Here is a 25,845-nt window from a genome sequence, read left to right as displayed (position 1 = left end):
TGCGGCGGTTTTTTCAGTCTGCGACGCTTGCCGACGGCTCCAGCGCCTCGATGTCATATTTGAACAGGCTCATCGAAATGAACGTGCCGACCACGGTCAGCGCTCCGGCCAGGTAGTAGGGAAAACGGTGATCCATGCCGTACAGAATGCTGCCGGTGAAGGGGCCGAGGATGCGGGCCAGCGCGTTGACCGACTGGGCGAACCCCATGACCTGCCCCTGTTTCTGCTTGTAGCTGTAGAGCGAGATCATCGAAATGTTGAGCGGATTGACCAGGCTCGTGCCGATGGCGAAGAAGAGCAGAATGCCGAGGCCGATCGTGAAGAGCGAGCTGACCGGAATGAACGGAATGAAAAAGACGCCGATGAACGAGGTGACGTGACCCAGAACCATCAGCTTGTGTTCTCCGTACTTGCGAGTCATTTTCGGCAGCATCACCCCCTGCACGATCACCGTAAAGAAGCCCACGTAGGCGAACAGGTAGCCCACCTGCTGCTCGGTGGCGTGGTAGATATCGCTCCAGAGCAGGATCGCCGAAACCTGCATGTTCACGATGGCGAGCGAATAGATGAAGTTGATAATCATCAACAACGCCACGGGCCGCGAACTGAATGCCTCGCGAACCTTGTCGGCGTAGGCGCTGCTTTTGCGACTGAGAGAGGCGATGAACGAGTTGTCGGCGTGAGGCTTTGCGTCGGGATGCTTTTTGAAGAGCGACAGAACGCCCTCCGCGTGGGCGTTGGTTTCACCCAGGAGGACGAGCGCGAGCAGGAAGTTGATGAAGTTGAGGCCTGCCGCGAACAGACCGACCATCGAGATGCCGAAGTTGGTCATCAGTACGCCGCCGACGAGGGGGCCGATGATGAAGCCGATGCCGAACGCCGCGCCGAGCATGCCCATTGCGCCTGAGCGGCTTTTCGAGTCGGTCACGTCAGTAATGGCCGCCTGCGCCGCCGCGATGTTGGCCGAGCCGATGCCGGAGAGCGAACGGGCCAGAATCAAGAGCGGAATAGTGACCGCTTGCGAGAAAAAAACGTAGGAGATCGAGGCCAGAAAAATGCTCGACAGCATCACCGGACGGCGTCCGATCTTGTCGCTCACCTTGCCCCAGATCGGCGAAAAGATGAACTGCATCGTCGAGTAGATCGCCGCGATCAGGCCGATCATGAAGGGCGACGCGCCGAGTTCCTTGGCGTAGGTCGGCAAGAGCGGCAGCACGATACCGAAGCCGATCAGGTCGAGCAGGACTGTCAGGAACAGGATGGCCAGCGGTGATTTCTTCATGAAGGGCAAGCCGTTAGGTGAAGCGGAAAAAGCCCAAAATACAAAAATCGCCCGCCATGTTGAAACGTCGTGTCAAGATTGTGGGAACTGCCTGGCAGCCGCGCGAAGTTTTCCTTTGAGTTGTGCTTGATGTCAGGTGTGCCGCTTGGTTTTTCAGAATGCGGCGAGAGCTGCGTTGTGATTTTTTTGTTCTTTATTTCAATAAATTTCGCGAGTCTATACCGGACTGAACGTCAAACCCAAGGGGTCGATATATCTTAAACAAACAAATCATAACTGATAGAGCAGGAGGATGCGGATGAAACGAATAGTTCTGTTTTTAGTAACCAACTTTGCGGTACTGCTGGTGCTGTCGGTCACGGCCCGTCTTCTGGGCGTCGATCGCTTTCTGACCGCCAATGGGCTGAACATGGGTATGCTTTTGGCGTTCGCGGCCCTGATCGGTTTTGGCGGCTCATTCATATCGTTGTTGATGTCAAAAACGATGGCCAAATGGAGCACCGGCGCGCGGGTCATCGCGCAACCGGCCAATCAGGATGAGGCGTGGCTCGTGAATACGGTGAAGCGGCTCTCTTCCAAAGCCGGGTTGCCGACTCCCGAGGTGGCTATCTATGACGGCGCGCCCAACGCCTTCGCCACGGGCGCGAGCAAGTCGAAGTCGCTGGTCGCCGTTTCGACGGGCCTCATGCAAAGCATGAACAAGCAGCAGGTCGAGGCCGTGCTGGCGCACGAGGTCGCCCACATCCAGAACGGCGACATGGTGACGCTGACGCTGATTCAGGGCGTGGTCAACACCTTCGTGATCTTTCTGGCTCGCGTCGCCGGTTATGCGATCGACAGCTTTCTGCGCAGGGACGAGGATGAATCGGGCAGCCCGGGCATCGGCTACTGGATCGGCAGTGTTGTATTCGAGATTCTGTTCGGCATTCTCGCCTCCATCATCGTGATGTACTTTTCGCGCAAACGAGAATTCCGCGCGGATTCAGGAGCGGCAGCGCTGATGGGCGACCGCCGCCCGATGATCGAAGCGCTCCGGGCGCTGGGCAGCCTCGAAGCGGGCCAGTTGCCGAAACAGATGGCGGCCAGCGGCATTGCCGGTGGCGGCATGATGGCGCTCTTCAGCAGCCACCCGCCGCTCGAATCGCGAATCACCGCGCTCGAAGCCGCTCGCTGAAGCGTTGACGGTGGATATGGCAGGAGGGGCGTTCCGGTTTTTCGGGACGCCCTTTTTTTGTTTCCGCCAAAGATACGATGACGTTGTGCTTCGGTTGCGGAGCGGTTATTTTGATGGTCTATGATTTTTCGATTCAACATCATCTCTTATGAAACGCCTCAAGCCCCTCACCGCCTTTTCAGCTTTTTCGATCGTTTTGCTGACGATGCCGCTCGGTCACGCGGCTGTCATTCTGCTGCAAAACGCGCTTGGCAAGGAGCATGTCGCCCTGGCCGGAGTGCTGCTCGGTTTTGCCGGAGCGGGGTTGCTGCTCGCGGGACTGTTCGCCTCGAAGGAGCTGATGGCGACCTTGCTCGGCATGTTCGGTGCTCTGTTCACCTGGTCGGGGTGGATCGAGATCGGCTTCGAGTATTATGCCCGCCGCCTTGGTATCGAGCCGGTGATGCAGAACGGCGTCGTGGTGACCAGGGCGGAATATCTGCTCATGCCCTCCTCTATCGGATTTTTCGCGATCATCATGCTCTACTATCTGTTTGGCGTTCGTTCGGGATGCCGGTTTTTCCTGTGGTTTCAGCGCCTGTTGCGTTTCGATTCCAGGCTCGGCGCGGGCCGCTCATCCCGGAATGTCGCAATGGTTACGTTCATGGAGTTCAACGTGCTGTTGTGGGGTTTTTATCTCTTGCTTTTGTTTGCCTACGACGAAAACTTCGCCGGAGATCGGCATCCTGTAACCTATTTTATCGCGTTCGGTTCACTGTTATGGTCGGTGCTGCTGTTCGTCAAACTCCTGAAAATCAGCAATCTGGCGTACGCCATCCGCTACGCGATCCCGACGGTGCTCATCTTCTGGAACTTCGTCGAAATCCTCGGCAGGTGGAATGTTTTCACTGAAATCTGGATCCAGCCGTCAAAGTACGTTTTGGAGATTGTTTTGATGACGTTGGTGCTGCTGATTTTGATGTTCTCGGTTCTGTTCGGCGCGAAAGGCAAGCAAAAGAGCGAAGCGAAACAGGTGTGATTTGCGGTGATATTTTTCATGAGAAGGTCGGGGCGACAGGCGAAGCGGGATGGCAAGATTGTGGGGAGGATAGGGAATTGAGTGGTAGCGTTTTCAGCGACTGATTGCCGGTGACGAGCTTTTTGTTTGTGAATAGCGTAACTGTATGTTATATAGTGATATGCTGATGTACTTGGCAAAAGAGTTGTCAACGTTTACTGAAAAACCTTTTTTGCGAATTGGTATCCTATATATGAAATACTGTAAGTTATCCGTTTTTGTTTTTAATAAAAGTTTTAGAATCTACTTACAATGAATAGATATATTGAGCCAATAGAGTTTGTTAAGTCGATTGATAAAGCTTTTTGGGGGTATATAACAAAGCAAAGTCTTATAAAAGATGTTGTTGATTTTAAAGATTTGACGAAAGATGAGTATTTATATGAAATTGCAAGAAAAATTAATGGGGGTGTTTACAGGCCGAGTGTAGCAAGATTAATTGGTTATCCTAAAGGATTTGGGGTTATTAGGCCTGTAATGCATTTTGATCTCACGGATGTAGTTGTATATTATTATTGCGTAAAAAGCTTACAGGATCAATTAATTGAAAGAATAAACGAAGTTGAGTTCGTTTATGGTGGATTCAGGTTGACAGATAAGCTTGTCTTAAGTGAGTCAAGTATGGATGGTTTTGTGTATGATCCTAGTTATGAGATGTTTTTAAAGTGTTCATTTAGGAAAGCATGGTCTGATTATCAGAATTTGGCTCAGGGGTTGTATGAGAATAGGTTTGATTATTATATGCATCTTGATATAGCTCATTTTTATGATTCAATACCATTGAACAAGCTTGAGCAGGAGGTTAGAAGTCTCGTGCCAAATAAGAAAAATGATATAGACTTATTATTTTATCTTTTGAAAAATGTTAAGACCATTGATAACTACTCATATACTGAAAATGTCGTTGGTTTGCCTCAGGAAGAAGTTGGTGAGATTTCTCGACTGTTGGCAAATTTTTACCTTAATTATTTCGACGTAAGAATTATTGATGAGCTTAAATGTTTACTTGGAGACTCAAAAGGGAGAGATTGGCAATATACGCGATATGCGGATGATCTTTGGTTTGCATTTCGTGGTGATAAAAATATTTCTCTGCGAATAACTCAGATTGTTTCTCGATTGTTGTCGGATTTATCACTTCATCTAAATGATTCTAAGACAAGGATTATGAATGCCGATCAATATTTTGAATATTGGTGTTTTTCTGATTGGGATTTCATTGATCAGTATGGAGACGATAAAGAAGAATTATTTGCAAAAATAAAAGATTTATACTGTAAAAGACAGAATGGGTGCAGGTGGTTTTCTCCTTTTAATTACATCTTAAAAATGATTATTTCGTTAAATCGAAGTGGTGATATTTTGATAAAACGCAATATGGACTTCTTTTTTGAGGTTATGATTGATCATCCAGAGTTGGTTAATAGAAATAATGGCTCTTTGATTAATTTGATGGCTATGTTGATGAGGTCTCGTGATGATTTTAAAAAGAGACTTATTGAATATTTGAGTGGTTCTGATGTTATTTACCCTTTAGTGTCATTTGTGTACTGGAATGCATGTTTAAAACTTCCTTATAGCGATGATGTTTATCGTGCGTTATTGACAAGATATTATTCTGAAAAATGGAGAGATTTGTGGTGGTATGAGAGGTGTTTGTTTCTTAGGTATTATATCGATAATAAGGTGTATGATGTTGATGCATCAGGGTTGGCAAAATTGTTGAATCATTTTGAGAATAGGGTTGAATATATGTCAGATTATGAAAGGCGTTATGTGATTAGATTATTGATGCGTTTGCCTGATCAAAAGGGATTAGATTTATTGAAAAGAAAGTATTCTGAGAATAAGGATAAAAGGTTGATTGAGTATCTTCGGAAATGATAAGAAAAAATAAGTGTTTTTGATGTCTTGAATCTGTTGCCATTTATATCCTATGAATGTCTTTAAGGGAATGATTCGATTCATGCTGTTTCGTAAATTGGCCATATGTTCGAGAGAATAGTCTGTTTAGTTGTCGAAAAATCGAATAATAATCTCAGGTAGATCAAGCGGGAGAACTCAGCGCATGAATCTGTTCCACCAACCCAACCACATACACTTTTCCCTGCCATCATGGCTTGATAGCTATGCCAGCACATACAATCTCTCGCCATCGCTTGAAGAGCGGGTGAAATTTGTTATCGGGGCGTCGCGGAAAAATGTCGAGGAGGGGAGTGGTGGGCCGTTTGCGGCGGCGGTGTTTGAGAGCGGGATGGGCAAGCTGGTTTCGCTTGACGTTAATCTGGTTCTTACTCAGAAGTCATCGATCCTCCACGCCGAAATGGTGGCTATCGTGATTGCGCAATTGAAGTTAGGGGAGTACGATCTTGGTGGCTCCGACATGCCTGCTCATGAGCTGGTGACGAGCACCGAGCCGTGCGCGATGTGCTTCGGCGCGATACCCTGGTCAGGCATCCTGCATCTCGTGACCGGGGCATCCTCCGAGGATGCGAAGGCAATCGAGTTCGACGAGGGGCCAAAACCGGAAAACTGGATTGAGGAACTCGAATCCCGCGCTATTCGCGTCACCACCGGCGTCGAGCGCGAAGCCGCTCGCGAAGTTTTGCAGCTCTATGCGCGAACCGGCGGGCATATCTATAATTCGAGAAAATGCTGACGCCTGGCGTGTGCCGGATGCCGCCAAAGCGATTGTGCGGGCATCGAGCCGAAAGGTATTTCAGCAGGAACGTGTCGGCTTTGAAGCTGAGTTGTCCGTCGATTAGTGTTGATCGGGCGGGCGGGCTGTGATTCGATATCGGGACGGCTCCAGAACCGTCCCGATATAACAGAGTGTCGTTAACGCTTTATTCTCAATTATCCATTGCCTTTTGCGGCCATCTGCTCGAAGAAATCGCGCAGGCGGTGGTCGCCGTATTGCGGCGCAACGGTGTCGTTCTTGCTGACCGTGGTGGCGAAGAGCGCGATGTCGTGGATGTCGCGGTTAATGACGCCCGTGACGGCGGCAATGCCGTCAGCGAGCCACACCGGCAGCGAGATGTTGAATGGCTGTTTTTGGACCACGTCGGCGGCCATCATGGCTACCTGCTTGTAGGTGAAAATCTCCGGCCCGCCCGCGTCGATCTCCCGCGCGTCGCCTTCGGCGGCATCGACGCACACCTTGGCCAGGTCGGCTCCGTGGATGGGATTCGAGCGCGTCTCGCCATCGCCGAGCGAGAACATAAAGCCGTTATGGGCCATGCTCAAAAACTGCGCCATGTCGGAAAAATAGCCCGTAGGGCGCACGACCGCGTACTCCAGACCCGACGCCCGCAACGCGTCCACGAACTTCTCGTGCGCCTGGATGTTCTCGATCTCCATCATCTTCTGCGCGTTGAACACCGAAATATAGACGAACTTTGTCACTTTCGCCTTCATCGCCTCGCGCATGATGTTCAGGTTCGCCTTGTAATCGACATCGAAGCTCGAATGCACGAAATCGGGCCGCGTCATGCCGAGCGACGAAAAGACAACGTCGATGCCGTCGCACACGCCGACGAGGCTTTCCGGTTTTGTGGCGTCGGCGGTCACGATTTCATCGGCGAAACTGGCGACTACCGGTTCGAGGTGCGGGCCGGGCTTTTTGGCCTTTTCGGGGTCACGCACCAGAGCGCGCACCCAATAGCCGCGAGTCTTGAACTCCTGCACCACATGGCTTCCGATATAGCCGGTCGAACCGGCGACAAGCACTTTTTTCATAATCAATCAGGTTGGCTGGTTGGCAAAATCGAACAATAACCCTAACCGCCAAGCCCGTTTCAACGTGCCCACCTGCAAACATCCGTATCGTTCATGCCATCTATTCCGTCCACTTTGCCCATGACGGCACGAATTGCCGTTTGCCATTGCCAGGCTTGCACCATGCGGTTCTGGTAGTATCAGAACGCTTTCATCTTTTTGATCTCTTTCCGCCAGCAGTGAAACAGCATGTGACCGGCGTAGCCCGCGTACTCATTTCCAAGGATTTTGCGAGCCTCTTTTTGCAAGTAGCGGTAATTCTTTTCGGTCAGGCTTTTACGAGCTGCTTCGATGCCGAACCACTCCCACAGGTACTGTTTTACATGGGTATCGATCGGGAAGGTATCGAATCGTCCAAACCCGAAAAGGGCGATACAATCGGCGATTTTCAGGCCGATTCCACTGTGTGCGCATAACGTTTCGCGCAGCGTTTCGAGATCGCATTCGCCCGAGCCGACGAGCGCTAAAGCCAGTTTGCCTGACTCGAATGATCGGGCCATTGCTATGATGTTTGCCGCACGAATCCTGTTGTTGTTCGTGCATAATGCCAGCTCATCAGGGTCTGCGGAAGCAAGAGCTGATGGGATAGGGAAGCAGTGGAAAATCATCTCACCTTCCGGCATTTCAAGCCCAACCTTTTGCCCATACCCTTCAGCAATCATGGAGACCTGTCGGCGAATCAGGTGCATTCCAATGCCTTGGGCACACATGAACGTCACCATTATCTCAAACGGATCCTGCCTCATAATCCGGACACCATGGTACGGCTCTACCCGTCGCCATACCTCCGGAAAATCATTTTTAAATCGTTGGGGAAAAACCTTTATATCGTCAATTTCAAGTGAAAAATAGTTGAATAAAAATTGATTAATTGGCAATCCATTAATTTTTTTACTGCTACTCAAAGCCTCAATTATTCCGGGTTCAATTTCACGCAAAAAGATGATAGTTTTGTTGATTTTAGTAACATAATACGCTGAAAGTAGATCTATTTTTTTCCAAGTAAAACTCTGACCACTGAAGAGTGTTTGCTTAAGATCAAGTCTGTTGTCAGTTTTCAGTATGCTTTTGAATAATTTGTTGCTCATCTTTATTAATATGATTAATAATCAGAATATTCATTTTAATATTAAGTCTTATCTGATTAAAGTTAAGTAATTATATTATAATGAAATAAGTTATGTTATTTGAGAATTATTTTAATGTAGATTTATGCTTATAAAAATTGTATTAAAGAGTTTGTTTGTGTTACGATAGTGAATTATTATATCAGTAAGTATCATGTTTAATAATTTAATACTATCAATGTAATATAATTTATAGATTAGTTAAAATGGTGTTGTTGGCGTGTCTTATTAGTTATCAGTGTTATTAAGAGTGAGTAGATAAAATTTCTTGAAAAAGAGAGCGTTATGGAAAGATGGCTGTGAGATTATGAGATTGTTGTGTCCTCTTTCTGTGCTTTTAAATTTCTTAATTGAACAGTGATAGAAAGGCAAAAAACTTTCAATTTCAAAGATCAATAGACTTTTTTCAGTGGGGGAGGTGTTTGGTAATAACAGGTTGAAATACAGATCATTGACACCACAAGTAAAACTGAAAAAACCGGCTCAACCAGTCCCGTTTTTCTTGCTGATGGCTCCGGCATAAAAGGGTTATCGCGATCGTGAAACACGTGTTCAGGAACTGATCAGCTATCGGAATAAGTCCTGCCTTGGTGTGCGGCCAATGATGTTGAAATTCATGATGACGCCGGGCTATTCGCGGCGCGGCTGATCGACAGGTCGCTGGCGAGTGTGCTCATCTTTGCCCTGTCGTTCAGCCGTATCGACAACCGGCTCTTGCGTTCGGCATGGGAAAATTTGCCGATTTTCTCCGAAGCATGGCTGCATCCGGTGCGTAAAATCACCTTCCGTAAGCTACCGGTAGTATTGCCGGAACTCCTCGCTTGGCTCGCGCTCGCTATAGATATAGAGCGTGATGTCGTTCGGATCCTGTACGGCAAAGCCCCGGTCGCCCCAGGGATGGTCTTCGAGCGGTACGATCACTGCCAGCCCTTCCGATGTGATTCTCCGATGCTCCGCATCCACGTCATCCACCGCGAAGTTGTACATCAGCCCCGCGCTGCTGCTCAGCCTGTGCTCCGGCTGCGTGGCGGACATGAACTGCAAGCTTGCGGTTGGACTGCCGAACTCGAGGTTCACGTACCAGCCGCAGTCGAACGTCACCTTCGCTCCGAAATGCCGTACATAAAAATCCCGCGTCTCCGCCACCTTTTCCGTGGTAAACGCCGATGAAACCGATGTTGCTTTCATGATTTGTTTTCCATTAAGGTTGCATAAAACCTGCTGCGTTATAAGGAGGTTTGTACTGGTAGAATAACACGTTTTGCTCTGTTCTAATTCCGGGTGAACCGCTCTTGTTAGCATTGCGGTAAAGAACTTTAAAAATAAAAGTAATGCAAAGCAATTCAATATGACATTGATTCACTGAAATCGAGTTCGGAAATACTGACTCACGAATCGGCGCTGTAATAGTGATGTATCGATAGGGGCGCGGGGTGGATGATGGAACTTGGCGTTAGAGACAGTTTTTTTATAAACTGCGGCGGTTTTTTCTTTGTCCCGTTTGCTGTGAATAGACAGTAAGTGCTTATATTTAATTGTTATAAAAAGTTTCCAATTTCGCGCAGCTCTATTCCTGTGCTGTGAATTGCTTTTGCGCCCCTGAGTTCATCGTTACCGCAACATACCAAGAACCCTTGCTTCGTAGCCATGACACAAACCCCTGAACAGATCGCTCGCCAGAAGATCGACTCGCTTCTCGTTGCGGCGGGCTGGATCGTTCAGGATATGCGGGAGTTCAACCGGAACGCCTCGCTCGGCGTGGCTGTGCGTGAGTTCCAGCTTCCCTCCGGGCCGTGCGATTATCTGCTTTTTGTCGATGGCAAGGCGGCGGGCGTCGTCGAGGCCAAGAAGCAGGGGGTGACGCTCTCCGGCGTCGCGGAGCAGTCCGAAAAGTACATGGAGGCGTTGCCGGAGCATCTGGCAAAGTGGGACATTCTGCTGCGCTTCGATTATGAGAGTACCGGCGGCGAAACTTTCTTTCGCGACATGCGCGATCCACGGCCACGCTCGCGCCGCGTGTTTGCGTTCCACACGCCGGAGCGCCTGCATGAGCTGTTGAAGCAGCCCGACACGCTCCGTGTGCGTCTGCAATCGATGCCGCCGCTCAATGTGGCGGGGCTTCGCGCTTGCCAGATCGAGGCCGTCCGGGAGCTGGAGCGTTCGCTGGCGGCGGACAAGCCGCGCTCGCTCATCCAGATGGCGACCGGCGCGGGCAAAACCTTCACCGCCTGCACCTTCAGCCATCGCCTTATTAAATATGGCGGAGCAAAGCGCATTCTGTTCCTCGTGGATCGCAACAACCTTGGCGACCAGACGCTCAAGGAGTTCCAGAACTTTCATCCGCCAGGCACGGCCAACCGCTTCACCGACACCTACATCGTGCAGCATCTGCACGGCAACCAGATCGACCGTGACGCCAAGGTGGTCATCACTACCATCCAGCGGCTCTATTCGATGCTGCGCGGGCAGGAACTCGACGAGTCGGCGGAGGAGATTTCGGGCTTCGAGAGCTGGGCAAACGACGAGGGCGAACTCCCGCCGGTCAGCTACAATCCGGCGATTCCGGTCGAGACCTTCGATTTCATCATCACCGACGAGTGCCATCGCTCGATTTACGGCCTCTGGCGGCAGGTGCTGGAGTATTTCGACGCGCACATCATCGGCCTGACCGCCACGCCGTCCAGTCATACGCTCGGCTTTTTCAATCAGAACCTCGTTTCGGAGTACCCCTACGAGCGCTCCGTGGCCGATGGCGTCAATGTCGGCTACGAAATTTTCCGCATCCGCACCCGCGTGACGGAGCGGGGCGGCATCGTCGATGGCGCGGCGTTCGAGGTGCCGGTGCGCGACCGCCGCACACGGGCCGTGCGCTACAAAAAGCTGGACGAGAATCTCGAATATTCCGGCAGGGAACTCGACCGCTCCGTGACCGCGCCGAACCAGATTCGCGCCGTGATTCAGTGTTTTCGGGATTGCCTCTTCACCGAGCTGTTCCCCGACCGCACCGGCGAGTGGGTGCCGAAAACGCTGGTGTTCGCCAAGGACGACAACCACGCCGAAGAGATCGTCCATATCATGCGCGAGGTGTTTGGCGAGGGGAACCGCTTCTGCAAGAAAATCACCTACCGCAACACGGGCGACGATCCCAAAACCCTCATCAAGGCGTTCCGTGTCGATCCGTTTCCGCGCATTGCCGTGACGGTCGATATGGTCGCCACCGGCACGGACATCAAGCCGGTCGAGTGCCTGATCTTCATGCGCGACGTGAAGTCCGAGGGATATTTCGAGCAGATGAAGGGGCGCGGCGTGCGCTCCATCGAGGATGCCGATCTTCATGCCGTCACGCCGGACGCCAAAACCAAGACGCGCTTCATTCTGGTCGATGCGGTCGGGGTGACGGAGGGCAAAAAGAACGTCTCCCAGCCGCTGGAGCGCCGCCGCGCGATGGCGTTCGACAAGCTGATTGACCAGATCGCCCAGGGCCGCCGCGACGAGGATGCCGTCTCATCGCTGGCTGGACGGCTGGCCGCGCTCGACAGGAAGATCGACCGCGACGACGGGCAGCGCATTGTCGAAACCAGCGGCGGCATGTCGTTGCGCGACATGGCGAACGAGCTGCTTGACGCTATTGATCCCGACAAGATTCTGTTACAAACGGGCGGGGAGGTGACGGATGAAGCTTTCGCGAAGGTGCAGAACGAGCAGATCGAGGCGGTGTGCAGGCTGTTCGATGATCCGAAGCTGCGCCAGCTTTTGAAGGACATCAAGCAGAAGTCGGACATTGTGATCGATGAAATCACGACCGACGAGGTTCTCAGCGCAGGCTATGACCTGAAGGCCGCCGCCGGGAAGGTCGAGTCGTTCAGGAAGTTCATCGAGGAGCATAAAAATGAGCTTCTGGCCCTGCAAATTCTGTATAATCAGCCCTACGGCAGGCAGCGCCTCACCTATGCGGCCATCCGCGAGCTGACTCGCAAGCTGACCGATCCGCCGTGGTATCTCGATGTGGCTTCGGTTTGGCAGGCGTTCAAGCGGCTGGATGCGTCGAAAGTGCGGGGCGCTCCGGTGGATCAGCAGTTGACGGAGATCATTTCGCTGGTGCGTTATGCGCTTGGCATGGATGAGCTGCTGGAGCCGTTCGGCGCGAAGGTGGAGCAGCGCTTCAACTTGTGGGTCGGGCGGCAAAAGAGGGCGGGCAAGGAGTTTACGGAGATGCAGATGCAGTGGTTACGGGCTATCGCGCAGTTTATCGGTGCGAATGCTGAAATAACAAAGGAGGATTTTATGACAATTCCGGTTTTCGCCGATAAAGGTGGATTGATAACCGCCCGGCAGTTGTTCGAGCCTGGGATGCAGGAGTTGATGGATGAACTGCAAACGGCGTTGGTAGGGTGATGAGAGAAAATATGGAATTGCCAAGAGGTTGGATCGTTAAACCATTAGGGGATATTGTTTTTTATCAAAAAGGAAAATTACCCAAGTCTTTTAGTGAAGAGTCAAAAGATGGTTTTCTTTCTTATGTCGATATAAACGCTTTTGAGAATGCTTCTGTCAGGCGATATGCGAATGTTAATAATGCAGTTATGACATCTGAAAATGATGTGCTGGTTGTATGGGATGGTTCTCGTTTTGGTTTTTCAGGAATTGGTGTCGCTGGCGTTCTTGGGTCAACATTAGCTCGTGTTTATTCCAAGGTTGTCGATGTTAAGTATCTGTATTATTTTCTTCAAAGTAAATATCGATTTATCAACTCTCGCCCACGCGGGACAGGAACCCCTCATGTTGATCCGGAAGTTTTCTGGAATTTAGAATTTTCGATTGCTCCTTTAAATGAACAAAAGCGAATTGTTGATAAAATCGAGACGTTGTTCAGTGATCTCGAAAAAGGCGAAGCACTGCTGAAGCAGGTTCAGCAACAGCTTGTCGTCTATCGCCAATCTGTTTTGAAAGCGGCGGTTACGGGTGAATTAACGAGGGAGTGGCGAGAAAAGAACAAGCATAGGCTTGAATCCGTCGAGGCTCTTTTAAAGCGAATTCTCAAGTTGCGTCGTGATAATTGGAAAGGTCGTGGGAAATATCAGGAGCCGGTTTCTTTAGGACATTCATATTTTCAGCTGCCGGATAATTGGGCAATAGTTGAACTTGATGTCATTGCTCAGAGAATTACTGACGGAACTCATCAAAGTCCCGAATTTCAGAAGGAAGGTGTGCCATTTGTTGTTATCGGTGATGTGAGAAATGGATTTATTGATTGGAATAAAGTTTCAAAATGGGTTTCTGAAGAAATCTATGAAGATTGTACAAGGCGTTGTCGTCCTGAGAAAGGTGATATTCTTTATACTGCGGTAGGCTCCTATGGTATTGCATTAAAGGTGGTTGATGAAAAAAAGTTTATGTTTCAAAGGCATATTGCTCATATCAAGCCTACCAAAGGTATTGCCAATTTAGATTATTTGTTGATTGTTTTGAATTCACCGATAACATTATCTCATGCTCATAAGGTCGCAAGAGGCGTTGCTCAAAAAACAGTGACATTAGGTGATCTTTCTCATTTTCATATCCCGATTCCTTCTGAAGAAGAACAGGAAATTATCGTTGATCGAGTGAATACTGCTATTGCGCAAATCGATGCTCTGGAAAAGTGGTGTTCTACGGAGCTGGCGCGGAGCGGGATGTTGCGGCAGTCGATTCTGAAGGCGGCGTTTTCCGGCGAGCTGGTGCCGCAAGACCCGGAGGATGAACCGGCCAGCGAGCTTCTTGCGCGGATTCAGGCCGAACGGGCATCGGCGGAGAAGGATGGTAACGCACGGAAAACCGCCGGAAGGCGCGGGCGTAAGGCAATGGCTTGACTGATAACAAGAATCTGGGTTGTCATTCTGAACGAAGTGAAGAATCCAGATTGCTGGGTATCGCAATAAGTGAAGAATTCAGAATATCTTGCAGGTATCGTCTGGATTCTTCGCCCGACTTTGTCGGACTCAGAATGACAGGAAAAGCAGACGGAACAGCATAAAAAACATAATTTCTCTATGACCGAACGCGACTATTCGTCACTTGTCTCCAAAGTCTGGAATTATGCGCATGTGCTGCGCGATCAGGGCATATCTTACGGCGATTATGTCGAGCAGATTACCTATCTCCTGTTCCTCAAGATGGACGATGAGCGCACGGCGCTGCTTGGCGAACCGTCGATCATTCCCGACGAGTATCGCTGGGCGCAGTTGGCTGGCAGGGATGGCGACGCGCTGGAGTTGCAGTACCGCCACTCGCTCGAAGAGCTCGGCAAGGAGCCAGGGCTGATCGGCACCATTTTCCGCAAAGCCCAGAACAAGCTCACCGATCCGGCAAAGCTCAAGCGCGTCGTGTCGCTCATCGCCAGCGAGGGGCCGTGGATCGGCATTGGCGTCGATGTCAAAGGGCAGATTTACGAAGGACTACTCGAAAAGAACGCCTCGGAAGTCAAGTCCGGCGCGGGTCAGTACTTCACGCCGCGCCCGGTCATTGACGCAATTGTCAAATGCGTACATCCGCGAATAGGCGAAACCGTTTGCGATCCCGCCTGCGGCACCGGCGGATTTTTGCTCTCCGCCTACGACTTCATGAAAACCCAGAAGCAGGATCGCGAACTGCTTCGCCACTTGCGCCACGAAGCGTTTCAGGGCATCGATATTGTCGATGAGGTCGTGCGGCTCTGCGCCATGAACCTCTACCTGCACGGCATCGGCAACGGCGGCAGCCCGGTGCGGCAGGGCGACGCGCTCGCCACTTTGCCGAAGGAACGGTACGATGTCGTGCTCACCAACCCGCCGTTCGGCAAGAAGAGCAGCTACAAGGTTGTCGGCCAGGACGGGCAGGTTACGACCGAGCGCGAGAATTACGAGCGCTCAGACTTCAAGTTCACCACCTCCAACAAGCAGCTCAACTTCCTCCAGCACATCATGACCATACTCAACGACTACGGTCGTGCGGGCGTCGTCTTGCCGGACAATGTGCTGTTCGAGGCCGGAAAAGCTGGCGAAGGCATCCGCAAACGGTTGCTGGAGCAGTTCAACTTCCACACGCTCCTGCGCTTGCCGACCGGCATCTGGTACAGCCCCGGAGTCAAGGCGAACGTGCTCTTTTTCAGCAAACGCCCCGCCTCGAAAGAGGCGCAAACCAGAGAGCTGTGGATCTACGATTTCCGCACCAACGTTCACTTCACGCTCAAGACCAACCCGCTCAAATCCGCCGATCTCGACGATTTCGTGCAGTGCTTCAAGGAGCGCCAGGAAACCGACCGGTTCCGCCGCTTCAGCTATGACGATCTCACCCGCCGCGACAAGCTGAACCTCGACCTCTTCTGGCTCAAGGACGACAGCCTGCAAGACCTCGACCACCTGCCCGCGCCGGAGGTCATCGCCGCCGAAATCGTCGAAAACCTGCAAGCCGCCCTCGAACAGTTTACGATGGTCGCCGAAGCGTTGGGCAAAACGGTAGAGTGAGCCGAGGAAGACAGAATGGAGAGCGTTTCGATCTGAACAGCAATGCGCTGATCGAGAAGTTCGGAAGGCGAATTCGCCAGGTTGCAGGGGTTTGAGCGGGTGTTCACGGCGATTCCTGGAACAGCGGTTTTTCCCTGACGATTTTGAGGATTTTCAGGTACAGGTTCTCGTTGCGGTGGTTGTACCGAAATTCGCACTCTTTGAGGTGCAGGTAAAAGGTGTTCTTGTTCACGCCACGGAACTTGACGAGCCTCATTTTGGCAATGCTCCAGAACCCCTCGATGCCATTGATTCGGCTGAGATTCCTGACAAATTCGTTCTCCGCATCCTCCTCAACTCCTTCGCCTCCTGGCAGTTCGTCAGCGCAGGCCACCCGGTCACGACTCGCCATTCCCGCAATAACACCTTTTTTAGGCGAGTCTTTCGCGCCATCCGTCACGATTTGGGTGTGCACTTTGCTGTACTGCTTGATGATGCCGAAAACGGTGGTTCTGGTCGTCGCGTCACCGGCAGGTCTGATTTGAACGCGATGAGGCCCAAACAAGGACTCGTCGCCTTCGGCCTGGCTCGTTACCGTCGATTCCGACTCGCAATGTTCGGCAATGCGTTCCCGAATGGCCTTGAGGTATCGATTCACGGTATTGCGGTTCAGGCCACTGAGCGAGGTGATCTGCGTTGCATCCAGATCGTCGCAAAAATAGCGTACCAGCTCCCGGAACTTTGCCTCTGAAATTTTTGAACGATATATGTAACGATTATTAATCGACATTACAAGAGGTTAGGACATTCATAAATAAGCTGTGCTGGTCATGACAAAATGTATTTGTGATGTATGCGCGAAGAGCTTTAAAAATCGAAGTTCAATGAACTATCCGTCAGCAGGCTTCAGCGCGTTCATTCATTCTGTATCGACACCTTTACGCAGCACAAAATCAGCGCCCGCAGGCGCCAAGGTTCAACCAATTCTTTGGAGTAACGTATAAAAGATGTGTTAATGTTCCGGATCCTGTTCTTTGATGTTTTCAATAAATATACGGTATTCATGTTTAAATGTAATAATAGTTTATGTAACTTATATCCAGTTTGTTCTGGTCATGAATATTTTATGTTTTTTGTGTATGCAAAGAACTTTAAATAGTGAAGTATATATAAAATAGCTATCTTTCCCCGCAAGATTCGATGATCCGGGGTTGTCGAGATAGGTAAGGCAATAACAGCGTAATCCTTTTTGGGCCGGGTTTCAGGTGGATGCTGCGCCGTGGCCGGAAGAGGCTTTCGCCGGGCGATCATACTCGAAAATACAGACCGGCGCGCCGAGCGCCTGGCGGCAGAGGATTTCGCCGTTCATCTCCGGAAATGCCCGGCGGGTGGCGGCCGTGTCCAGTTCGCAAATGACATGGCAGGGCGTCTCGAATCCGAACTCCTTGCACACCTCCAGCCACGGGCAGATTCGCTGGATTTCCAGCACGGCATCGATGCCCCGGTTGGAAATATCGACCACCTCCATCTCCATGCCGATGGTTTTGAACTGCGGGATAGCCTCGCGGAAAGCTTCGGCGAGCGTGGGCCGGGCAAGCAACGGCCCCATGCGCTGTCTCTGGATTTCCGGGAACCCTTCGAGCATCGCTTCCCACGCAGCAGCCTCGCCGAGCTGCTGGCTCAGCGCTTTGTATCGCGAGAACTTTTTTCTCGCCGATTCGATCAGTTCCGTCTTTGCGTTTTGCATCGTTTCATCTCCTGTTTGAGGTTCGTGTTTGAATTTGTGGTTTTACGCCAAAACAGACGATGCTCGCCAGAAGTTCAGGGAGCGATGGAAATTTGCCCGACAAGGCGACAGCAAAAACAGGACTGTCCGGTTCGAGCGCCGTGGCGGAGCGCTCTTTTCTGCGATGGCTCTTGTCGTTTGGCGATGGCGCATTTATAATAAGGTGATTTGTTTGTCGCGCATCCGTTGCGATGGATCGGCCGGAAATTCAGCGTTGATCGCCGGTCATGCAGAACAGAACACTATCAATCCATTGAAAATGCCATGCGAATTCCTCTGAACCGGTTCGACGAGTGTATCGATCAACCAATTCTGAAACGCGGCCTGACCTATTTCCGGAACGGCCAGGTAAGCGAGCCTGTCGAGGGCGCACCGGGAGAGTTCGAGGCTGTCGTGGCGGGCGCGGAGCTGTACACCGTGCAGCTCGTCATCGAGCGCGGCGAGGTGGTCGAGCATGTGTGCAGTTGTCCGTACGACATGGGGCCGGTCTGCAAGCACGTGGCGGCGGTGCTGTTTTCCCTGCGCAAGGACGAGCTTGGCCTGAAGGTGAAAAAGGCCTCGACCAACAGCGCCGGAGCCAAAAAAACCTCGAAGCGCAAAACCGTGGCGGAGCGGGTCGATGCCTTGCTCGAAGCCGTCGATCCGGGCGATCTCAAACAGTTCGTCAGGGAGCAGGCGAGCCAGAGCGTCCAGTTCCGGAACCTCGTGCTCGCCACCTTCGCCACTCCCGACTCCGGCGATTCGAAAAGCTTTTACACGCAGCAGTTGACGGCGATTGTGCGCAGCGCCAAAGACCGGTCGGGCTTTATCGGCTGGTCGGAGTCGAACCGGGTCGCCAAGGGGGTCGCGAATATTCTGGAAATGGCTCACAAGCATTTCGAGGCCCGGAACTACCGCGAAGGAGTTTTGGTGTGCATTGCCGTTATGGAGAAGCTGCTTGGTGCGCTGGACCATGCCGACGACAGCGACGGCTCGATCGCCGGCTGCATCAGCGACGCCTGCGCTATGATGCTCGCCGTCGCACAATCGAAGCCCGACGCGAGCATCAGAAAACAGTTGCTCGACTACTGCATGAAGGCAGTAGAGAAGCGACTCTACTATGGCTGGAACTGGCATCTTGGCATGTTGGAGATGGCCGCGGAGCTGGTCGAGAGCGACGAAGAGCGTCGCGCGTTGCTCGCCGCGCTGGAGCGTGAAGGCGGTTCCGGTTACGACGGAAAAGCCGCGCAGGGCCTCAAGTACGGACTCATGGCGAAAACCGGCGGCGAGGCGGCGGCTGACGCCTGGCTCGAAGCGAACCTCGGCAATCCGGAGCTGCGCCGGATCGCGCTCCGCAAGGCGATGGAGAGCCGCGATTTCGACAAGGTGCGCGGCCTCGCGGAGGATGGAATCGCGCACGACAAACCGAAATATCCGAGGCTGGTGGCCGAGTGGCATGACTGGCTGCTCAAAATCGCCGAGGCGCAGGGCGAGCGCGAGCTTGTCATTCAATACGCCCGCCTTCTGTTTTTTCAGAGCAACCGGTTTCAGGAGAACTATTACGCCATCCTGAAGCAGCAGATCGAGCCGGAGCGGTGGGTTCCGTTTGTCGAGGAGCTTCTCGGCGAGATTGAGAGCAGTAGAAAACCATACATTCCCCAGGAGTTGCTCGCCGGAATTTTCATCAGCGAAGGGTGGATGGAGCGGTTGTTGAATCTCCTTCGCCAGTTGCCGACGCTTCATACCATAGAAGAGTACGAATCGAGGCTCGCCGGGCAGTATCCTGCCGAGCTGGTTGAATTGTACGCCCAGACGATTGCCGATTATCTGAAAGAGAATGTCGGGCGAAATCACTATCAGGAAGCGTGCCGGTATTTGCGGAGAATGATAAAACTCGGCGGGCGCGAAAAGGCGAACGGGGTTATCGCCGATTTGAGGAGGCTCTACCCGCAGCGAAGGGCGTTGATGGAGGAGCTGGCGCGCGTCTGAAGAGTACCGTCTTTGCCTCGCTCAGCGTCATGGATGCTGTCGGGAAATCGTTATACTGTCGCCACAATTTTCGCCTTGCCTTAATTTTCAAAAAAAGTACTCTCATGAGCGATCTGCCGAACTGTCCGGAATGCAATTCAGAATACACCTATGAAAACGGGACGCTCTTCGTTTGCCCGGAGTGCGCCCACGAGTGGAGCCGCGCCGGGTCGGGCGAGGCCGAGGCGGAGCGCGTCTGGCGCGACGCGAACGGTAACGTTCTCCAGGATGGCGACACGGTGACGGTCATCAAGGATCTCAAGGTTCGCGGCGCGTCGTCGGTGCTCAAGGGGGGCACGAAGGTGAAGAATATCCGTCTCGTCGAGGGCGATCACGACATCGATTGCAAGATCGATGGCTTCGGCGCGATGCAACTGAAATCGGAATTCGTCAAAAAGGGGTGAGTCATGCAAACTGCCGATTCAATGGCGCTGCTCCGCGAGCTGTACGAGGAGTATTCGGAGTGGTACTTCAGCCTCGCCGAGGAGGATGGGGTGCTGCCGCGCTCGATTTCCGGCGTCGCCGCCGATGGCTGCCAGTTCATCTACCTGACTGACGGACTGACCTTGCAACCGATGGCGCGGAACAAATTTCTGCGCTTCGTGCTCGATGAGCACCGCGCGGTAGCCTACGCCTATGGCGGTCTGGCGCTGCGGGGCGACAGCGATCTTGGCGAGATCGAGGAGGTGCTCGACGTGGTGGCCGCCAGCGCGGCGCACTACATCATGGGTCACTGGAGGGTGATTCGCGGCGAGGACGGCAAGGTCGCCGCGCTCAAGCCGATGGGCCAGAGCGAAGGCGACGACCCGGAGAAGCACCCGGCGTCGTGGTATCTTGCCGGAGCCATCCGCTTCTCCGACGCCGAAAAGCTCAAATACGGCGACCTTTGGAAAGAGGCGAAGGCGGGTGTGATGTTCAGCGACCGGAACTCTCGGGAATAAAGAACGTTACGCGCTTCTGACCGGACGGGCGTTTGCCTCACTCCAGCGCCCGTCCGCAGACTTTGCAGAAGCGGGCTTCGGAGTCGCGGGCGTTGCGCTGGCAGCACGATTCGCCGTGGTTGCGTCCGGACTCAAGCTTTTCGTGCATGGCGGCCATTTCGGCGCTGACGATGCCCGTCGGCACGGCGATGACGCTGTACCGGTGATCATCAGCAGGGCGGCAAGGGTGCGGCCAAGGACGGTCTGCGGGTAGAGATGTCGCCGTAGCCGACCGTGGTGATGGTGACGATCGCCCAATAGCCCCCTTTCGGAATGCTGGTGAATCCGTTCTCCTCGCCCTCGATGAGGTACATGAGCGAGCCGATGATGCTCACCGTGACGAGCACGAAGAAGAGGAAAAAGACGATCTTGCGACCCGAAGCGATGATCGACGCCTTGACGAATTCGGCCTCCTTGACGAACTTGACCGGCTTGAACAGCCGGAAAATCCGCAGCACCCGGAAAAAGCGGATGACGAGCAAATACTGGGTTCCGGGAACAAAGATGCTGAACCAGGTCGGCATGATGGCAAGCAGGTCGATGATGCCGTAAAAGCTGAAAATATAACGCACTCTCGATTTTGATGCATACAGTCTGACGAGATATTCGATGGTGAACAGCATGGTGAAAAACCATTCCACGCCATAGAGCGCCTGTTCGTATGCCTGATGAATCGTCGCGACGCTGTCGAGCATCACCACGGTGACGCTCAGGATGATCGCCGCGATCAGCACGAGATCGAAGGCTTTGGCCGGGATCGTGTCGTAATCGAAGATGATATGGCGCAGTTGCTGCCGTATGCTCTTTTTCGGGGTTATGTTCGGGCCAGGGTTTCTTGTTTCGGTAAAAAGGGTTGTCGCCGGATGGCGGGCGTGAGCGTCAGTGAAAAATATACAATGGCCTTTTCCGGTTATGAAACGGGATGTTTGAGGCCGGGAGCGGTGTTTGAAAGAGGGGGCGCATCTGTCGGCCCAGCGTTTTGCCGGGGCGTCACGTTATTGAAACAATGGCCTCGTCATGACGAGCTTGCGCGGGAGCTGATGTTTTTGTTGTATATTAAGACCGTTAATTCACTTAAACATGAAAAGGAGAGCAAATTATGTCACTGTTCAGAAAATCGTTCACCATTCTTGCATTTGCGCTGACCGCCATCTTTTCGTTTGGCGCGACGCTCAATGCCGCTTCCCCGGAACCTCAGGCCGCAGCCGTTCAGCCAGCCACCAAAGGCTTGTTCGTGGTGGTCACCTCCGATGACTCCATGACGCAGATGATGGCGATGGTGCTTTCGACCCAGACGCTCACCCAGGGCCGTTCCGTCCGCGTACTGGTTTGCGGCAAGGCTGGCGAGCTTGTGCTGAAAGGCAGCAAGGAGAAGCTTTTCAAGCCGCTCGACAAGTCACCCCAGATGCTGCTCAAAGGGCTGATCGCCAAGGGCGTCACGGTCGAGGTTTGCCCGCTTTACCTGCCGAACACCGGCAAGCAGCCCTCCGCTCTCATTGACGGAGTCACGGTTGCCCAGCCGCCAGCCGTCGCCGCCGCCATGGCTGAGGATGGCATCAAGCTGCTGACGTTCTGATCCGTCCGGATCTGTTTTTCAGAGCGCTGCCGCCGATCCGGTTTCCGGTAATTGGCGGCAGCGCTCTCTCATTTCGTGGCGAACAGCTCTGGCAGCGCCTTGCTTGCCGGTTCGCGGATGACCAGGTCGTAGCCGATCGCGCCCGATGGCTCGGGATTGATTTCGATGCAGCAGGCACCGGTTTTCCGGGCCAGGGCGGGGTAGCTCGCAACTAGCCAGACGGTGCCGGAGGTGCCGATGCTGACGAAGAGGTCACAGTCGCCGACCGTCGCCGAAGCTTCTCGCATGACCGCCTCGTCGAGCAGGTCGCCGAACCAGACGATGGCGGGCCGGAGCCACTCGCCGCAATCGCACCGCAAGGTTTCGTAGCTGCGCCCGAAATCCTCCTTGCGCGACCCGGCTCGCTGTTGCATACCGTCGATGTTCTGCGTGATCACGCGGGCCTCCGGCATGGCGGCGATGAGGCGGTGTCCGTCGTGCGGATGGCAGTCGAGCACCGCTCTGCGCCGGAGTTCATGAAAGCACAGCACCTTTTCGGGATCGCGCCCGAACGCCTCTTGGCAGGCGTACTCCTCGTAATCGTACCGGCTCCGGTGAAGAAGACGATGCTGCGGTATGATTCGAGGTCGATCATTGTCATGAGGTTTCACGGATTGTATGAGTCGGCTGGCAGGCAGACATTTGTTATCGGGAATGCTGCAAAGAAGTGTATAGGTAATTATATTGAAGAAAATATTCATAGAGAAGATTCTCTTACCGAATCAACGGAGTTGCTATGTTGAAAGAAGCTGCTGCTGTTACGGGAGGCGCGTTACTTCTGCCTCCAATCGGAGTGTCGATCGTTGCCTGCGGCTTGCCGGGTCTTCTTATCGCAGGAGCTGGTTTGTTTTTCGCTGACGCCATGATGAAGGAAAATCGCACTTCGGCAGCCCCCGTCAGCGATCCCGCAAACGAGAGAGAGGAGGACTGGGAGACCCTTCCGCCATCTGATCCGGACACTCTCAGGTAAACATCGCTCTATTGCCAGTTCGCCGTCGATCGGCTCCGGGCCGCTCTGCGCGATAGTGTCTGGCGTGTTTGTGTCGCTCGTCAACCAGCATTTGGCGCCCCAACATCTCTCGAAATGACTTGCGCGTGGCTGGCGAAGGATTCAGCTCTGCCGTGGCTGCTCAAAATGGTGGTGTTGACGGTGACCGTTGGACGGCTCGATGTCTTGAACTGTCCATTCAATGCCGATTTCGTCTGGCGTTTCTTGGCCATTGGCAGCAGATAAGCGCGACAAATGCGTGTCCATAAACAAAAAAAAACAGCCTCGTTCAGGAGGCTGTTTTTTGTAGTGAAATGACAACCGGCGCTCGCCGTTTTTATCAGTTGAACGGATTGTGCCGGGGTGACTTGTCGGACGACGGAGGCAAAATGGGCAGCATGAATGCTGGTTGTTCGCCGGTCAGGGTCTTCAGGAAGGCGACGATTTTTGCGTTCTCTTCCGGTGAAAATGCCTTTCCAAGCTGGATTTTTCCCATGACGTCAACCGCCTGACCCAGCGTCTGTGCCGCTCCATCATGGAAGTACGGATAGGTCAGCTCGACGTTTCTCAATGTTGGCACCTTGAAATTGAAGCGGTCAGCATCCTTGCCGGTGACGGCTTCCCGTCCCTCGGCGGGATTGGTCGTCTTGTATGGCTCGACGACTCCCATTTTCTGGAACGAGTTTCCGCCGAGAGCCTCTCCGTTGTGGCAGGCGGTGCAGCCGCTCGATTTGAACAGCTCGTATCCTTCAAGCTCCTCTTTGGTGATGGCGTTGTCATCGCCCGCCAGCCAATCATCAAAGGGAGCGTTCTGCGTTACGAGCGTCTGTTCGAAAGCGGCGATCGCTTTGGTAACCTTGTCGATGTCGATCTTGTCCGTTCCGAATACCGCTTTGAACTCGTCCACATAGCCGGGGATCGACTGCAATTCAGCAACCGCAAGCTCATGAGTATAGCCCATTTCACCGGGATTGGCGATCGGGCCGCCAGCCTGTTCCTTGAGATCCTTGGCCCGCCCGTCCCAGAACTGGGCGATATTCATGCCTGAATTCAGCACGGTCGGCGCGTTGATAGGACCTTGGCTCCATTTGTGGCCGATCGAGGTCTTGAGATTGTCGCTTCCACCCATGCTCAGATTGTGGCACGAGTTGCACGAAATAAATCCCGATTTGGAGAGTCTCGGATCGAAATAGAGCTTCTTGCCGAGTTCGACCATCGCCGGATCGGCGACTTTTGCCGGTTTAATGATTTTTACAGGTTCATCGCCTCTTTTCTGGGTGATGGCCTGTTGAATCTTTTCTGGCGTTTTCGGCGGAGTTTTCGAAGAGCAAGCCGTTGCCGTGGCCATGATAGCGAGTGCTGCAACGAACGATATTTTTGTCATAAACCCTCCATTTTTGAATTACTGATTGTTCGAGTGGACAAAGAGCGGGAAGCGGAAAGTGAAGCTGCTATTGCATGAGGTTGATCGTTGGTGTTTTGATTTTTTTTGTGCGGTGTGCTTGCTTGTACGTTTTTGACGTAGTGTGCTTGTGAAATTTAGAGAAAAACAATGGACTTCAAAAGTGTTAATCCCTTCATCGCAATGACTGGCCATTCTGTACCGTGAAAAATATCTTATCAGAAGCCAGTACTGTCAACTTCTTTGTCGCATTGTTAGAATGTTTTTCTGTATTGCACCACCAGAAGAGAGAGGTTATTTGATCAGAATGTAACCTGCTCATAATTGCATCAGATTATTTAAAAACTGAATATATAATATGTCAGCGATGTTTTTCGATGAAATTCTTAAAGAAAAGAGTGAGGTCGTCTTCTGTTATATGTTTTTGGTATAATGTGTTGTGCTTGCGAGAATAAAAAAAGTATGTCTTCGATCTCTTGTCAGCTCTGTTGATCACTTTTTAAAGAGTATCTTGTGTTCTGTTTCTTGGGAGTATAGGGTTCACGCGGATGAGAAGCAAGATATTCAAGTTGAAAATGACTTATAACCTGTTTTTGAAGCGTATTTAGCTGTAGTTAAAGTTAATTTGTTGATCTTGTGAGGATTTGATATATGTATTACGGTATGCAACTTGGCAATCTTGTCTTGGCTTATGTGTGATATAATCTGGAAATTGAGATTATCATATAAAAAAATTATTTGTAAAATCAATCAATATTTCTGCTGTCTTATTTTTTTGTAAAGTATTGTAAAGTTACTGGATAGGGATTACATTCCTGAATGTTGTCGTTACAGTCTATTCTGAAGCTGATTTGGTAGATGAAATCGGCTCGCATTGTCGGGTTTGAGTGAATTGTTCTGTGGCATATAAAGTGGTTCAGTGTGAAGAGCATAATTGATCCATGGAATATCTGACAATGCGGAGATGATAGCACAATTATCTTGTATTTGTGATGGTTGCAGTATATTTTTTTGTGTATATTTTTTGGCTTTTTTATATGTCGTATATGTTTTCTTGTGTCGCTGGATTTAATTTTTTTGTGATGAAGTATATGCCCTTTTGAATTCAAGACAGGGTCTGTTCAACTAAGTGTGTAAACGGTCGTAATCAAACGGGAAGCCGTCCTTCGAATTTAATGGAAAACTGGTTG

Annotated in this window: 22 protein-coding genes and 1 pseudogene; 12 read left to right on the top strand and 11 right to left on the bottom strand. The window is 52.0% G+C overall.

Annotated features, from left to right (window positions below; translation table 11 throughout):
• Positions 1–13: 13 nt before the first annotated feature.
• Positions 14–1,282, bottom strand: coding sequence for an MFS transporter (locus FGF66_RS00110; RefSeq protein WP_139455687.1), 1,269 nt, complete (start codon positions 1,280–1,282; stop codon positions 14–16).
• A gap of 298 nt (positions 1,283–1,580) precedes the next feature.
• Here FGF66_RS00110 and htpX point away from each other — a divergent pair, with 298 nt between their 5' ends.
• From htpX to FGF66_RS00090, 4 genes are all read left to right on the top strand, one after another.
• The gene (htpX, locus tag FGF66_RS00105; RefSeq protein WP_139455686.1) at positions 1,581–2,456 is read left to right on the top strand and encodes a protease HtpX; all 876 of its coding nucleotides are present in this window, start codon (positions 1,581–1,583) and stop codon (positions 2,454–2,456) included.
• A gap of 148 nt (positions 2,457–2,604) precedes the next feature.
• Positions 2,605–3,474 carry a hypothetical protein gene (locus FGF66_RS00100; protein ID WP_139455685.1) on the top strand — a complete coding sequence of 290 codons (870 nt, stop codon included), beginning with the start codon at positions 2,605–2,607 and terminating at the stop codon, positions 3,472–3,474.
• A gap of 291 nt (positions 3,475–3,765) precedes the next feature.
• Complete coding sequence (locus FGF66_RS00095; RefSeq protein ID WP_139455684.1) at positions 3,766–5,397, top strand: reverse transcriptase domain-containing protein; 1,632 nt, start codon at positions 3,766–3,768, stop codon at positions 5,395–5,397.
• A gap of 286 nt (positions 5,398–5,683) precedes the next feature.
• The gene (locus FGF66_RS00090; RefSeq protein ID WP_246046425.1) at positions 5,684–6,172 is read left to right on the top strand and encodes a nucleoside deaminase; all 489 of its coding nucleotides are present in this window, start codon (positions 5,684–5,686) and stop codon (positions 6,170–6,172) included.
• Positions 6,173–6,369: 197 nt separating this feature from the next.
• On the opposite strand, the gene FGF66_RS00085 is transcribed toward FGF66_RS00090, so the two are convergent.
• The 4 genes from FGF66_RS00085 to FGF66_RS00075 form a co-directional block, all read right to left on the bottom strand.
• Positions 6,370–7,251, bottom strand: coding sequence for an SDR family oxidoreductase (locus tag FGF66_RS00085; protein WP_139455683.1), 882 nt, complete (start codon positions 7,249–7,251; stop codon positions 6,370–6,372).
• Between the two features lie 179 nt (positions 7,252–7,430).
• Positions 7,431–8,378, bottom strand: a complete 948-nt coding sequence (locus tag FGF66_RS00080) for a DNA-3-methyladenine glycosylase family protein (RefSeq protein ID WP_139455682.1) — start codon at positions 8,376–8,378, stop codon at positions 7,431–7,433.
• Positions 8,379–9,031: 653 nt separating this feature from the next.
• Positions 9,032–9,199 (bottom strand): hypothetical protein, encoded by a 168-nt coding sequence (locus tag FGF66_RS12465; RefSeq protein WP_170181110.1) that lies wholly within the window; start codon positions 9,197–9,199, stop codon positions 9,032–9,034.
• A gap of 10 nt (positions 9,200–9,209) precedes the next feature.
• Positions 9,210–9,605, bottom strand: a complete 396-nt coding sequence (locus FGF66_RS00075; protein WP_139455681.1) for a VOC family protein — start codon at positions 9,603–9,605, stop codon at positions 9,210–9,212.
• A gap of 459 nt (positions 9,606–10,064) precedes the next feature.
• Here FGF66_RS00075 and FGF66_RS00070 point away from each other — a divergent pair, with 459 nt between their 5' ends.
• From FGF66_RS00070 to FGF66_RS00060, 3 genes are all read left to right on the top strand, one after another.
• Positions 10,065–12,812, top strand: coding sequence for a type I restriction endonuclease subunit R (locus FGF66_RS00070; protein WP_139455680.1), 2,748 nt, complete (start codon positions 10,065–10,067; stop codon positions 12,810–12,812).
• Complete coding sequence (locus FGF66_RS00065; RefSeq protein WP_139455679.1) at positions 12,812–14,266, top strand: restriction endonuclease subunit S; 1,455 nt, start codon at positions 12,812–12,814, stop codon at positions 14,264–14,266. The genes FGF66_RS00070 and FGF66_RS00065 overlap by 1 nt, the downstream gene beginning before the upstream one ends.
• A 180-nt stretch (positions 14,267–14,446) precedes the next feature.
• Complete coding sequence (locus FGF66_RS00060) at positions 14,447–15,898, top strand: type I restriction-modification system subunit M (RefSeq protein WP_139455678.1); 1,452 nt, start codon at positions 14,447–14,449, stop codon at positions 15,896–15,898.
• A 103-nt stretch (positions 15,899–16,001) separates the two neighbouring features.
• On the opposite strand, the gene FGF66_RS00055 is transcribed toward FGF66_RS00060, so the two are convergent.
• Positions 16,002–16,667, bottom strand: coding sequence for a transposase (locus FGF66_RS00055; RefSeq protein WP_139455677.1), 666 nt, complete (start codon positions 16,665–16,667; stop codon positions 16,002–16,004).
• A 471-nt stretch (positions 16,668–17,138) separates the two neighbouring features.
• Positions 17,139–17,624 carry an L-2-amino-thiazoline-4-carboxylic acid hydrolase gene (locus FGF66_RS00050; protein WP_139455676.1) on the bottom strand — a complete coding sequence of 162 codons (486 nt, stop codon included), beginning with the start codon at positions 17,622–17,624 and terminating at the stop codon, positions 17,139–17,141.
• A gap of 303 nt (positions 17,625–17,927) precedes the next feature.
• Here FGF66_RS00050 and FGF66_RS00045 point away from each other — a divergent pair, with 303 nt between their 5' ends.
• From FGF66_RS00045 to FGF66_RS00035, 3 genes are all read left to right on the top strand, one after another.
• Positions 17,928–19,631 (top strand): SWIM zinc finger family protein, encoded by a 1,704-nt coding sequence (locus tag FGF66_RS00045; RefSeq protein WP_139455675.1) that lies wholly within the window; start codon positions 17,928–17,930, stop codon positions 19,629–19,631.
• 104 nt (positions 19,632–19,735) lie between these two features.
• A complete protein-coding gene (locus FGF66_RS00040; RefSeq protein WP_139455674.1) occupies positions 19,736–20,074 on the top strand; it encodes a zinc ribbon domain-containing protein YjdM in 339 nt (112 codons plus the stop codon).
• A gap of 3 nt (positions 20,075–20,077) precedes the next feature.
• The gene (locus tag FGF66_RS00035) at positions 20,078–20,611 is read left to right on the top strand and encodes a hypothetical protein (protein ID WP_139455673.1); all 534 of its coding nucleotides are present in this window, start codon (positions 20,078–20,080) and stop codon (positions 20,609–20,611) included.
• Positions 20,612–20,648: 37 nt separating this feature from the next.
• Here FGF66_RS00035 and FGF66_RS00030 read toward each other — a convergent pair.
• Positions 20,649–21,468, bottom strand: a pseudogene (locus FGF66_RS00030) (ion transporter).
• Between FGF66_RS00030 and FGF66_RS12460 the strand changes: the two are divergent.
• Together FGF66_RS12460 and FGF66_RS00020 are read left to right on the top strand one after the other, a co-directional pair.
• Positions 21,430–21,795 (top strand): hypothetical protein, encoded by a 366-nt coding sequence (locus FGF66_RS12460; protein ID WP_170181109.1) that lies wholly within the window; start codon positions 21,430–21,432, stop codon positions 21,793–21,795. The pseudogene FGF66_RS00030 and the gene FGF66_RS12460 sit on opposite strands and share 39 nt — an antisense overlap.
• Complete coding sequence (locus FGF66_RS00020; RefSeq protein ID WP_139455672.1) at positions 21,750–22,226, top strand: DsrE family protein; 477 nt, start codon at positions 21,750–21,752, stop codon at positions 22,224–22,226. The genes FGF66_RS12460 and FGF66_RS00020 overlap by 46 nt, the downstream gene beginning before the upstream one ends.
• Before the next feature lie 68 nt (positions 22,227–22,294).
• Here FGF66_RS00020 and FGF66_RS00015 read toward each other — a convergent pair whose 3' ends face one another.
• The 3 genes from FGF66_RS00015 to FGF66_RS00005 all read right to left on the bottom strand — a co-directional run bounded on the left by FGF66_RS00015 (position 22,295) and on the right by FGF66_RS00005 (position 24,637).
• A complete protein-coding gene (locus FGF66_RS00015) occupies positions 22,295–22,876 on the bottom strand; it encodes an SIR2 family NAD-dependent protein deacylase (protein ID WP_246046422.1) in 582 nt (193 codons plus the stop codon).
• A 439-nt stretch (positions 22,877–23,315) separates the two neighbouring features.
• A complete protein-coding gene (locus FGF66_RS12455) occupies positions 23,316–23,486 on the bottom strand; it encodes a hypothetical protein (RefSeq protein ID WP_170181108.1) in 171 nt (56 codons plus the stop codon).
• 107 nt (positions 23,487–23,593) lie between these two features.
• The gene (locus FGF66_RS00005) at positions 23,594–24,637 is read right to left on the bottom strand and encodes a cytochrome-c peroxidase (RefSeq protein WP_139455671.1); all 1,044 of its coding nucleotides are present in this window, start codon (positions 24,635–24,637) and stop codon (positions 23,594–23,596) included.
• Positions 24,638–25,845 lie beyond the last annotated feature (1,208 nt).

Source organism: Chlorobaculum thiosulfatiphilum (assembly GCF_006265165.1).
Taxonomy (GTDB): Bacteria; Bacteroidota; Chlorobiia; order Chlorobiales; family Chlorobiaceae; genus Chlorobaculum; species Chlorobaculum thiosulfatiphilum.
Note: the sequence above shows the minus strand (reverse complement) of the source record. Positions and strands in the feature narration are given on the sequence as shown.

Bases quoted from the DNA above. Each gene is read 5' to 3' on its own strand.
- FGF66_RS00055 (WP_139455677.1), bottom strand. From the start codon at position 16,667: ATGTCGATTAATAATCGTTACATATATCGTTCAAAAATTTCAGAGGCA.
- FGF66_RS00060 (WP_139455678.1), top strand. From the start codon at position 14,447: ATGACCGAACGCGACTATTCGTCACTTGTCTCCAAAGTCTGGAATTAT.
- FGF66_RS00070 (WP_139455680.1), top strand. From the start codon at position 10,065: ATGACACAAACCCCTGAACAGATCGCTCGCCAGAAGATCGACTCGCTT.
- FGF66_RS00045 (WP_139455675.1), top strand. From the start codon at position 17,928: ATGCGAATTCCTCTGAACCGGTTCGACGAGTGTATCGATCAACCAATT.
- FGF66_RS12455 (WP_170181108.1), bottom strand. From the start codon at position 23,486: ATGGCCAAGAAACGCCAGACGAAATCGGCATTGAATGGACAGTTCAAG.
- FGF66_RS00075 (WP_139455681.1), bottom strand. From the start codon at position 9,605: ATGAAAGCAACATCGGTTTCATCGGCGTTTACCACGGAAAAGGTGGCG.
- FGF66_RS00085 (WP_139455683.1), bottom strand. From the start codon at position 7,251: ATGAAAAAAGTGCTTGTCGCCGGTTCGACCGGCTATATCGGAAGCCAT.
- FGF66_RS00005 (WP_139455671.1), bottom strand. From the start codon at position 24,637: ATGACAAAAATATCGTTCGTTGCAGCACTCGCTATCATGGCCACGGCA.
- FGF66_RS00020 (WP_139455672.1), top strand. From the start codon at position 21,750: ATGTCACTGTTCAGAAAATCGTTCACCATTCTTGCATTTGCGCTGACC.
- FGF66_RS00065 (WP_139455679.1), top strand. From the start codon at position 12,812: ATGAGAGAAAATATGGAATTGCCAAGAGGTTGGATCGTTAAACCATTA.
- FGF66_RS00040 (WP_139455674.1), top strand. From the start codon at position 19,736: ATGAGCGATCTGCCGAACTGTCCGGAATGCAATTCAGAATACACCTAT.
- FGF66_RS00050 (WP_139455676.1), bottom strand. From the start codon at position 17,624: ATGCAAAACGCAAAGACGGAACTGATCGAATCGGCGAGAAAAAAGTTC.
- htpX (WP_139455686.1), top strand. From the start codon at position 1,581: ATGAAACGAATAGTTCTGTTTTTAGTAACCAACTTTGCGGTACTGCTG.
- FGF66_RS00095 (WP_139455684.1), top strand. From the start codon at position 3,766: ATGAATAGATATATTGAGCCAATAGAGTTTGTTAAGTCGATTGATAAA.
- FGF66_RS00080 (WP_139455682.1), bottom strand. From the start codon at position 8,378: ATGAGCAACAAATTATTCAAAAGCATACTGAAAACTGACAACAGACTT.
- FGF66_RS00035 (WP_139455673.1), top strand. From the start codon at position 20,078: ATGCAAACTGCCGATTCAATGGCGCTGCTCCGCGAGCTGTACGAGGAG.
- FGF66_RS00100 (WP_139455685.1), top strand. From the start codon at position 2,605: ATGAAACGCCTCAAGCCCCTCACCGCCTTTTCAGCTTTTTCGATCGTT.
- FGF66_RS00110 (WP_139455687.1), bottom strand. From the start codon at position 1,282: ATGAAGAAATCACCGCTGGCCATCCTGTTCCTGACAGTCCTGCTCGAC.
- FGF66_RS12460 (WP_170181109.1), top strand. From the start codon at position 21,430: ATGGCGCAGTTGCTGCCGTATGCTCTTTTTCGGGGTTATGTTCGGGCC.